Source organism: Granulicatella sp. HMSC31F03 (genome assembly GCF_001807725.1).
GTDB lineage: Bacteria > Bacillota > Bacilli > Lactobacillales > Aerococcaceae > Granulicatella > Granulicatella adiacens.
The window spans coordinates 1-9,617 of record NZ_KV790850.1 but is presented as its reverse complement, the minus strand read 5'-3'; the positions used below and the strand labels follow the sequence as shown (position 1 = coordinate 9,617).

Annotated in this window: 13 protein-coding genes, 2 pseudogenes and 1 other annotated feature; of the genes and pseudogenes, 2 read left to right on the top strand and 13 right to left on the bottom strand. The window is 38.7% G+C overall.

Going from position 1 to position 9,617, the window contains the following annotated elements; translation table 11 throughout:
* The 5 genes and pseudogenes from HMPREF3106_RS09650 to HMPREF3106_RS03610 form a co-directional block, all read right to left on the bottom strand.
* Window positions 1–313, bottom strand: a pseudogene (locus HMPREF3106_RS09650) (IS3 family transposase); the annotation flags it as partial.
* 59 nt (window positions 314–372) lie between these two features.
* Window positions 373–561 (bottom strand): hypothetical protein, encoded by a 189-nt coding sequence (locus HMPREF3106_RS03625; protein ID WP_005605894.1) that lies wholly within the window; start codon window positions 559–561, stop codon window positions 373–375.
* Between the two features lie 2 nt (window positions 562–563).
* Complete coding sequence (locus tag HMPREF3106_RS03620; RefSeq protein WP_005605896.1) at window positions 564–773, bottom strand: helix-turn-helix transcriptional regulator; 210 nt, start codon at window positions 771–773, stop codon at window positions 564–566.
* Between the two features lie 2 nt (window positions 774–775).
* Window positions 776–1,345, bottom strand: coding sequence for a hypothetical protein (locus HMPREF3106_RS03615; RefSeq protein ID WP_039848822.1), 570 nt, complete (start codon window positions 1,343–1,345; stop codon window positions 776–778).
* A gap of 1 nt (window position 1,346) precedes the next feature.
* Complete coding sequence (locus HMPREF3106_RS03610) at window positions 1,347–1,532, bottom strand: hypothetical protein (protein WP_039848823.1); 186 nt, start codon at window positions 1,530–1,532, stop codon at window positions 1,347–1,349.
* A 388-nt stretch (window positions 1,533–1,920) separates the two neighbouring features.
* On the opposite strand from HMPREF3106_RS03610, the pseudogene HMPREF3106_RS09250 reads away from it, so the two are divergent.
* Window positions 1,921–2,249 (top strand): annotated as a pseudogene (locus HMPREF3106_RS09250) (transposase family protein); the annotation flags it as partial.
* Here HMPREF3106_RS09250 and HMPREF3106_RS09530 read toward each other — a convergent pair.
* The 6 genes from HMPREF3106_RS09530 to infC all read right to left on the bottom strand — a co-directional run bounded on the left by HMPREF3106_RS09530 (window position 2,236) and on the right by infC (window position 5,093).
* Window positions 2,236–2,637 carry a hypothetical protein gene (locus HMPREF3106_RS09530; RefSeq protein ID WP_168160693.1) on the bottom strand — a complete coding sequence of 134 codons (402 nt, stop codon included), beginning with the start codon at window positions 2,635–2,637 and terminating at the stop codon, window positions 2,236–2,238. The pseudogene HMPREF3106_RS09250 and the gene HMPREF3106_RS09530 overlap by 14 nt on opposite strands.
* Before the next feature lie 364 nt (window positions 2,638–3,001).
* Window positions 3,002–3,394, bottom strand: coding sequence for a 30S ribosomal protein S9 (gene rpsI / locus HMPREF3106_RS03595; protein WP_005605904.1), 393 nt, complete (start codon window positions 3,392–3,394; stop codon window positions 3,002–3,004).
* A 13-nt stretch (window positions 3,395–3,407) separates the two neighbouring features.
* Complete coding sequence (gene rplM, locus HMPREF3106_RS03590) at window positions 3,408–3,851, bottom strand: 50S ribosomal protein L13 (RefSeq protein ID WP_039848825.1); 444 nt, start codon at window positions 3,849–3,851, stop codon at window positions 3,408–3,410.
* A gap of 86 nt (window positions 3,852–3,937) precedes the next feature.
* Entirely contained in the window at window positions 3,938–4,297 is a 360-nt protein-coding gene (gene rplT / locus HMPREF3106_RS03585) for a 50S ribosomal protein L20 (RefSeq protein WP_005605911.1), read from the bottom strand.
* Window positions 4,298–4,365: 68 nt separating this feature from the next.
* Window positions 4,366–4,566, bottom strand: coding sequence for a 50S ribosomal protein L35 (gene rpmI / locus HMPREF3106_RS03580; RefSeq protein WP_005605917.1), 201 nt, complete (start codon window positions 4,564–4,566; stop codon window positions 4,366–4,368).
* Window positions 4,567–4,589: 23 nt separating this feature from the next.
* Window positions 4,590–5,093 carry a translation initiation factor IF-3 gene (gene infC, locus HMPREF3106_RS03575; RefSeq protein ID WP_070444481.1) on the bottom strand — a complete coding sequence of 168 codons (504 nt, stop codon included), beginning with the start codon at window positions 5,091–5,093 and terminating at the stop codon, window positions 4,590–4,592.
* Between the two features lie 44 nt (window positions 5,094–5,137).
* Window positions 5,138–5,266 (bottom strand) — a sequence feature (ribosomal protein L20 leader region).
* 178 nt (window positions 5,267–5,444) lie between these two features.
* On the opposite strand from infC, the gene HMPREF3106_RS03570 reads away from it, so the two are divergent.
* Window positions 5,445–6,956, top strand: coding sequence for an AMP-binding protein (locus HMPREF3106_RS03570; protein ID WP_070444479.1), 1,512 nt, complete (start codon window positions 5,445–5,447; stop codon window positions 6,954–6,956).
* A gap of 51 nt (window positions 6,957–7,007) precedes the next feature.
* On the opposite strand, the gene HMPREF3106_RS03565 is transcribed toward HMPREF3106_RS03570, so the two are convergent.
* Both HMPREF3106_RS03565 and HMPREF3106_RS03560 read right to left on the bottom strand, forming a co-directional pair.
* Window positions 7,008–8,957, bottom strand: coding sequence for a S9 family peptidase (locus tag HMPREF3106_RS03565; protein WP_070444477.1), 1,950 nt, complete (start codon window positions 8,955–8,957; stop codon window positions 7,008–7,010).
* A 119-nt stretch (window positions 8,958–9,076) separates the two neighbouring features.
* Window positions 9,077–9,617: LPXTG cell wall anchor domain-containing protein (locus tag HMPREF3106_RS03560; protein ID WP_148129402.1), on the bottom strand; the 541-nt coding region annotated here is incomplete at its 5' end.

Here is a 9,617-nt window from a genome sequence, read left to right as displayed (position 1 = left end):
TATACTTATTTTTCTTGTATTGTGCGAGCCAGTTGTGAAGCGTGGCACGCCCAGGGAGGCCGTATTCGAGAGAAACTCTTTCTTTACTCCAACCTTCGAGTAAGACTTTATCAATCATTTCTTGTTTTATTTCTGGAGAATAATAATTATTTTTCCCTTTTTTAACTATCTCTAACCCATAATGCTCAATCAATTTAATCATGTAGGCAATATTTCTCGCATTTATACCGAACATATCTGCAAGTCGTGAGTAGCTAAATCCTTGTTTTCTAAGTTCATAAATTTGAACTTTATCTTCATAAGTTAATTTCATAATAAAAACACCCCAAAAGTTAGATTTTGTGTCTAACTTTTGGGGTGCACTTCAATCGCTTATAATTTTTCAACATCCTTCACAAAACTTCTATGAACAGTACCACAATTTTGACAAATTTCATGATAGAGGGCAATACCTCCTGAAACGAATTTAGCCTCTTCACTGACTAATCCTGCATAACCTTTCAGTTGTTTTTTTACGACAAATTGGTCAGCACCGCAGTGGGTACAAATTTGTTTTTTCATGACTAGACCTCCTCATTTAAGCGGAAAATATCTTCAACGGACATGCCAAAGACACGTGCGATTTTAAGCGCCATTTCAAGCGAAGGGTTATATCGATTATTCTCCAAGTGGAGAATAGTTTCCCGTCGTACACCAATCTTATCCGCCAATTCTTGCTGGGTCATGCGGGAGTCTTCTCGGATGGCTTTTAAGTTTGTTAGAATTTTTCCCATATCTAACCCCTCTTTTCAAATATGAGGAAAAACAGGTCAAAAAACACAATCATGGATGCAGTAAAAATCAAAACCATGCCTGTTCTTAGGGTGAAGGGAAGGAAAAATGTTACTATGCTCAACACTATCAGAGATAGAACTATCAGTACCAGGGTTGTGCAGGCTGCCTTTGCCAAGTTCATATAGAAACGCTCGTCTGCTTGTTCATCAACTTTTTTTAATGCAAAATAGAGAAAGCAAAGAATGAGGACAAACAAGCCAGAACCTAGAAAAAGGTGTTTCAGCCAGATAGGACTAGTAGCTGGTGTGATTATCCAGATACCTTTAGTGTAAATGGCCATAGCGGAAAATAAGGTCATACCATACAACTTCTCTGTCAGTCCAAAATACTTTTCCTCGTCTTCTTGAGATTGTGCCTTGGAAACAAGCCAGAAAATAAGTCCTTGCATGGTAATCGTGACTAGAAAAACAGTGTGTTTTACCCAGGGGGAATTACTTGGCGGAGTTAATAGCCACAGTAGTAGCATAACAGGTAACCAAGTCCAAATTAACCATTTTTTGATGTGTTTCATCTTATTCTTCTTTCCTGTCTTTAAAGTAGAAGGCAGAAAATCCAATGGCACTACCGATAATTGGTGTAAGGCTAATCAATATTTTAGCCAAAAGACTGAGGTTTGTAGCTAGAAAAACGTAGCTAATAACGAAAAGATTAGTCATTAGTGTCGAAATGATGAGCCCTATTTTTTGTGATTTAAACATGATGTATTCCTCCTTTGTTAGAAATAGTTCACATTGAACAGTAAAATTTTTAGGCTTGTGCCTAATGGCAAATTTTCTTGTAAGAAAAGATTGGTGACTGTAGCATTTGTTATAAATATCTCACCTCTACGTTATAATTATATCACATTAAAAAAGAGAATACAAGTATTAAATCAAAAGATATTTTCTAATCTTTTTTCAATCAGACAAAATTCAGCCAGAAGAATAGTTTAAGCAAGAAAAAAGCCCAGAAACGTTGGTTTCAGGCTCTATAATTTCTGTAGTGGGTAAAACCACTGTAGGAATTATGGAGTCTATTTTGTTGTAGAAAAAAGCCTCATAAGACCTATAATGAAAAAGTGACCAAACCCTCATTAGAAAGAATCTTATGGAACAATTAAATTTTATCACAAAGATACTTGGAATTAATGACAAAAACATTATTATCTTAGTTTATCTTGATGCTGGAACGCATAAAGAAGTCATTGCTAAGCTCGATTATCCTCCCTCTAAATGTCACAACTTCAAGGACAAATGACTAAATATGCCTTTCAAAAAGAATCCAAAATCCCCTACCTCGATTGTGCTGGCTACAAGACTCTCATTCGATTGAGAAAACGCCGTTTCCGCTGTAAAGACTGTAGAAAAATAGCCGTCGCAGAGACTTCCTTAGTCAAGAAGAATCACCAGATCGCAACCATCGTCAAAAAATCAATCTTTTATTGTCATTTTTTAGAATTTCATCAATCTTTTTTTTATTTTCTTCTACTACAAAATTTCTAACTTCAAGATATAAAAAGATATCACGATAAGAACTCCATTTATATAGATCTTCCTTAATAATTTTAAAAATTATCTTACTTAATATCTGGTATACCTCATAATCTTGAGTAGTAATCAATGTAACTGAAATTTCGTAAAGGTTATAAAAGTCCAGGGTTTCAAAGTTTCTTTTTTTTATTTCTCCTTTAAACCATAATTCAATACTTTTTCTTTGTTTCTCTTTACAACTTAAATAATACAGGAAAACAGAATACCAAGTTAGATTACACTGATTTTTCTCATTAATATCTATAGCTAGTTTACCATTTATGATTTCCTTCACTCTAACAGGGCTCAGAAGCACTTACTCATAGTGACATCCAAATAACGAAGACTTATGTTAATACTACAGAAACAGTAAATCAAGAAGTCTCAAAAAGCAATAGGGTGAACTTGGGATGAATTTTGGGGTGAACTTTAGTTTTTTGAACAAAAAAAGACATCCAAGAGAAAATTCTTGAATGTCTGTAAACGTTGATATAATCGTGTTGATTAACGTTTTGAGGCTAGGGCTCCGCCCTTCGCACCCATGGCTGTAAGTTGCTAAAGCAACAACACCCATGTGAATTGCGTTCGTCAGTTCTCAACAAAAAAAGCACCCTGTATATACAGAGTGCTTTGAGTTTGTAATAAATACTTGTAAAAAATTAACGTTTTGAGAACTGACTCGCTTTACGAGCTTTCTTAAGACCTGGTTTTTTACGTTCTTTCATACGTGGGTCACGTGTTAATAAGCCAGCAGCTTTTAACACTCCACGGAAGTCAGGGTCAACTGTTAATAATGCGCGAGCGATTCCGTGACGGATAGCTCCTGATTGACCTGTGAATCCACCACCGTTAACGTTCACTAAAACATCGTATGAACCTAATGTTTCAGTTAAGTTTAAAGGTTGTTTGATTACTTCGTGTAAGTAAGCAAATGGGATGTATTCTTCGATTGATTTTTTGTTAATTGTAATGTTTCCTGTCCCTGGTACTAAGATAACACGGGCAGTTGAGTTTTTACGGCGTCCAGTGCCGCGGTATTGTGCTTGAGCCAATGCTTTTTCCTCCTTAGATTAGTGATTGGATGTCTACTGCTACTGGTTGTTGTGCAGCATGTGGATGTTCAGCTCCACCGTAAACATGTAATTTAGTAAATTGACGACGACCTAATGAGTTCTTAGGTAACATGCCTTTGATTGATAATTCAACTAATTTACGAGAGTTGTTAGCACGTAATTCACCAGCTGTACGAGCAGTCAATCCACCAGGGTGGTTTGAGTGGTGATAGTAAACTTTATCAGTTGCTTTTTTACCTGTTAAGGCAACTTTGTCAGCGTTGATGATGATTACGAAATCACCTGTATCAACGTTAGGTGTAAATGTTGGTTTGTTTTTTCCACGTAAAATGCTTGCTGCAACAGCTGAAAGACGTCCTAATGGCACATCAGTAGCGTCGATAACAACCCAGTTACGTTCTGTAGTGCTAGCTTTAGCCATGTATGTTGTACGCACGATTGTTTCCTCCAATTTCTTTCTTGGTATTCTTCACATTGAGTTTAACGGGGCTCAAATGTGGATCTATTATCTAGAAAATAAAATTATTTTGCTAATGCTTCTTTAGCTTTGTCTGCTAATACTGTGAAAGCAGCTGCATCGTTAACTGCTAAGTCAGCTAACATTTTGCGGTTCATTTCGATACCAGCTAATTTTAAGCCGTGCATTAATTTGCTGTAGCTTAATCCGTTTAAACGAGCTGCCGCATTGATACGTGCGATCCATAATTTACGGAAGTCACGTTTCTTTTGACGACGGTCACGGTAAGCATACATATATGATTTCATGACTGCTTGTTTAGCTGTTTTAAATAATTTTGATTTCGCTCCGTAGTAACCTTTTGCTAATTTTAAAACGCGGTTACGACGACGACGAGTAACTGTTCCACCTTTAACACGTGGCATAATTAATTCCTCCTTGGTCTATCAGTCTCTTGCGACTGGCTTGAAAATGTAATAGTTTGCGTGCTGAATTAACGCATTTGACTTAATTGTTGTTTAATACGTTTGATGTCAGTAGCGTGAACCATTGTTTGTTTACGCAAGTGACGACGTTGTTTTTTAGTTTTGCCATGGAAACGGTGGCTTGTGAAGGCTTGAGAACGTTTTAATCCTCCACCACCTGTACGTTTGAAACGTTTAGCTGAACCACGGTGTGTTTTTTGTTTTGGCATGAGACTTTCCTCCTGTTACTTTTTTACTTATCATTCTTAGGTGCTAACATCAAGAACATGCTTCGTCCGTCCATTTTAGCCTTTTGTTCAACTGTCGCGATTTCAGAAACTTGTTCTGCTAAACGCTCGAGAACTTTTTGGCCAATCTCTTTATGAGTAATGGCACGACCTTTGAAGCGAATGCTTGCTTTGACTTTATCACCTTTTTCAAGGAACTTGATCGCTGCTTTTAACTTCGTATTAAAGTCGTTCTCATCAATTGTAGGGCTTAGACGCACTTCTTTGATATTGATGACTTTTTGGTTTTTGCGAGCTTCTCGTTCTTTTTTCTGCTGTTCAAAACGATATTTACCATAATCCATGATTCTGGCAACTGGTGGTTTTGCGTTTGGCGAGACTAATACTAGATCAAGTCCAGCTTGTTCTGCTAAACGTAAAGCATCATTTTTCGATTGAACACCAATTTGTTCACCGTTATTGTCAATAACACGTAACTCACGAGCGCGAATTCCATCATTGACCATCATATCTTTTGCTATGATATTCACCTCCAAGAAATTTTGAGAGAAAAAAAGCAAAAAAGCAACGGAAGTAATAGAATACTCCCGCTGCCAATGTCTTTTTAAAACTTGAACATTTCCTATCAGCCCAAGGACCCTTGTCAACTTAGGCGAGAAGCGGGATGCTTCTGCTTGTTTTCTCAACCCCAGTAGTCTACCAAATAATAGAGAATCTGTCAACACATATCCCCTTACAGGTCACCTATTGAATAACTTTTAATAATATACCCTTCTAGCTAGCTTTTGTCAATATTTTTAGTCACATTGTTTTCCTTTTTTGTGACTGATATAATAAATATCAATGAAAGGAGTTTTGTTATGCCATTTAAACCACTGCAACTCTATAAAAACTATAAAGAAGCTTGCGAAAAATTTCCTGACTGCTCTATTTTTGTAGATACTAAAACATCTGCTTTTCCAGAATTAGGTACCCAAACAACGTATACCGCTACTCATATAGCGATTGTCAAGCGCGCCCGTCAATTAGCAACTCTTGGGGTTCGACAAGGCGATAAAGTTCTCCTCTATAAGAGTTCCTCTGTAGATACGTACTGGCTTGCGGTTAGTGTATGCTATCTTGGCGCTGTTCCAGTGATGACTTCATTCCATCTTTCCAGTGAAGTTATTGAAGTTTTTTCTGAGCGCTTAGAAAATCCATGGATTCTGTTGGACGACGTTACTGCTGAGAGAATCACCTCTTTACCTGAAGAGGTGAAACAACATGCGTTCTCAGTTAGTGATGTCCTCCAGGCCGATGAAGCGGATGTTGATTTTAATCCACTACCAGACACCGAGATTAGTTACATGACGCATACAAGTGGAACGACTGGCGTACCAAAACTTATTGCTCATTCTGCAATTAGTATGGGGTGGCGAATTGCCTTCCAACAAAGCATCATGGAGAAAATGGACCGTATTGATTTACTGGCTTTCCATATTTCACCCGTTCATTCCCGCTTTAATATTGGTATGTCTTCTCTCATGAATCTTGGCTATCCTTATTTCTATATTGCTGATCCAAGTGTTCAAAATGTAGAGAAGGTTTTACAGCATCACTCTCCTCTTGCGATTGAGACACATCCGAATAATTTTGTCCAGTGGGCTCACCTTGCAAAAGCAAAACCCCATTTATTTGAGAATACGCGTTACTACCACTCTACCTTTGACGCGATTAATAAAGAAACAATGGCTACTTTCTTACGTACCAATAAAGAAGGCAACGGGGTTTACTTACAAATTTACGGTCAAAGTGAATGTGGGCCGGCGATTGTACGGAAACATACCCTTGAAAGTCTTCCTACTACTGACGTGCGGAATATGGGCGTTGGTTATCTTGACTTCACTAAAGCACGAATTGCAAATGAACATGGGACTCCTCTACCAGTAAATACTCCGGGAAATATTCATTTATTTTCTAAAGGTCGTGCTGTGACTTACTATAAGGAGGAAGACCGATTCAATGCGAATGTCTATGGCGACTGGTGGGATACTGGTGACTATGGATATATCAACGAATCGGGAGAACTCATCTTGCAAGACCGTCAAGTCGATTTAGTCGAATCTCTACCAAGTACGCTTGCCATTGAGGACTTCTTGCTCGATACTCACGAATGGATTGAAGAAATTGTCATTGTAAAAGATCCAAATGGCTACCCTCAACCAGTTGTGGCGGTAAAAGGTGATGGCGAATTCCAATGGGATGCATGGTGGAAAACACTCGTGAATCTTCCCCACTTAAACGAACCGATTATCCTACCATTTGACGAATTCCCACGAACTGCCACGATGAAAGTCCAACGTCGTGCACTCGAACAACATCTATTCCAATAAAATAAAGAGTCGTATTTCGATATGAAATACGACTCTTTTTCTATTCAATGATTATTTTGAATACTCCTCAAACCAGTCCGTAATAGCTTTTAGACGTTCTTGACGAAGATTTGGTAATCCTGAACGAGAGAGCCCGTGACTAGACTGAGGGAATAGAATCATTTTTGTAGGCACATTGTTTTTACGCATGGCCATATACATTTGCTCCCCTTGCTCTTGTGGGCAACGAAGGTCACTTTGTCCATGTAAGACAAGTAAAGGCGTCTTCGCATTTTTGGCATGAGCCACTGGTGACATTTCCCATAGGCGTTGTGGATTATGAATGTCATCAAGCAATTGTTTTTCCACGAAGAATGGTCCAATGTCACTTGTGCCGTAGAAGCTAATCCAGTTGCTGATAGAACGTTGTGTCACGGCTGCACGGAAGCGGTCCGTATGCGTTACAATCCAGTTTGTCATGAATCCACCGTAACTTCCTCCTGCAACGTATAATTGGTCCACATCAACTTCAGGATGTGTTTCTAAGATGTAGTCTACCCCCATCATTAAGTCGTCGAAATCGTGGTTACCGTAGTCGCCAAGAATACTCTTTACAAAGTTTTGTCCGTATGTGTTACTTCCGCGAGGGTTAATCATGATGACTCCGTAGCCTTTTGCAGCGAGTGCTTGCATTTCATGGAAGAAACTTTCGCCGTATGCCACTTGTGGTCCACCGTGAACATAGAGAATTGCCGCGTGCTTATCTTTCTTTTCGACTGGTGGCATATACCATCCGTGGATATCCCAGTTGTCGTAACCTTTATACGTAAAGCGTTCAGGCGTTGTAACGATATGTTCCGCCAAGTATGCTTCATTTGGATTGTAAAGGTTTGTAATTTCTCCAGTGGTTAAATCCAATTTTGCCAATGCACTTGGAATTGTCGTCGTTGAATAAGTGATGACCAGTTCTTTTTCAGAGATGATTTTGGCTCCTGTAATATGAACCTCTTTATCAAAAAGAACTTCATTTCTTCCATCTAAGAAGAGACGGTATAATACGATTTTCCCTTCTACACTCGCACTTACGAGGAAGCTGTCCTTATCCATCCATTGAGGTTCCACTCCAGTAACCGATTGTTGGAAGTCAGCAACCAACCAGTCTCCCCATTCCACATCTAATCCAGACGTTAAATTTAAAATACTTCCTTCTGTACCTGGTTGACCTTCCTTATTGAATACGATGTCTACTTGTGTAACAAATCCGTGTTCCCCTGAATTATAAGCTAAAATAACTCCCTCTTTTGAATCCAATATATAGCGATAAGATTCATCTGTTCCAGCTTCAAGAATTGGATGAATATCCCCAGTGGCCACATCCACATAGCAAGCCTCTGCACTATCTAATGTCCAACGAATATTGGATAAATCACGGTCTACAATAAGGCTTCCGCCATCATGTAATACATCTCTGAAGAATATAGACTCTTCCGTTTCAAAAAGTGTCTTCACTTCTTTAGTGGCTACTTCTACCTGTTTAATTTGGGTTGTTTCTTTATTTGGCAAGAAGCTTCCACCATCGAATCGATACGTTGTTTTTTCAACGATGATTGGTTGAGGAAATTCATCTTTCTTTTCTTCTTCATCCGCTTTAGTCGTTTGATAATAAATAGACTGACTATCCTTTCCCCAAACATATACAGAGACGCCTTTTTTCTCCTGAGTTAGAGTGATGGCTTTCCCTCCTGTTACAGCTTGAACTTTCAATTGAGGAGTTTTATCTTCTCCTTCATTACTGACAAAACTAAGCCACTTTCCATCCGGTGATACTTGAAGCGATGAATTGACCGTTCCATCATCTCCATAAGCTACTTTTCCTTCGTTTGTGTACTTATAAACAGCTGTTTCATAAGTATTCTTCTTTTCATTCATCTTCGTTTCTGTAAAGAAGATGTCTCCTCCGGCCACAACTGGTTGAGCTACATTTTTTAATTCAAATAAATCTTTTTGTTCAATTTTCTTCATAATATCACTCCTTTTGCGCGTGTACTCTTTCAGTCTACTCTTATAAAGAAAGTTTTGCAACGGCAAACAAAAAGCGTGAGACTATCTTTTCTAGTCTCACGCTTCATTTGATTGATTGGTTATGCTTCTTGTTCGTCGTCTTTTTTACGAGAAGACGCTACTAATCCAACAGAAGCTAGAATACTTAATGCTGCTGCACTAAACAATCCAAATTCATCACCAGTACCAGTATTTGGTAATTCTGGTTGAGAAGTCTGTGGATGTTGTTCAATTGGCATAACTGGTGCTGGCGTAACTGTAGCAGTGTAATTTGCTTTTACTACTGTTCCATTTACGTCTACACGTTGAATCGTTACGGTTGGAGCTACCCCTGTAAAGCCAGCTTCTGGAACAAAAGTAATCGTTCCGTCTGGAGCAACAGTGAAGGTTCCAACTCCAGGAATCACCTTAGTCGTTGTTCCATCTTCAAAGGTTGCTGGAACTGAATCATCTAGAGGGACCTCTGGATCACCTGCTTCAAACTTAGGTTTTGCAGTTTGCGTTTTGCCTTGAACATCCGTTGTCACTTCATCCTTAGAAGAAGGAGTAACAGAAGTCACAGTTGGCGTATATTTCGCAGTTACCGGAGTACCGTTGGCATCTTTAGCTTGGACAGTGACA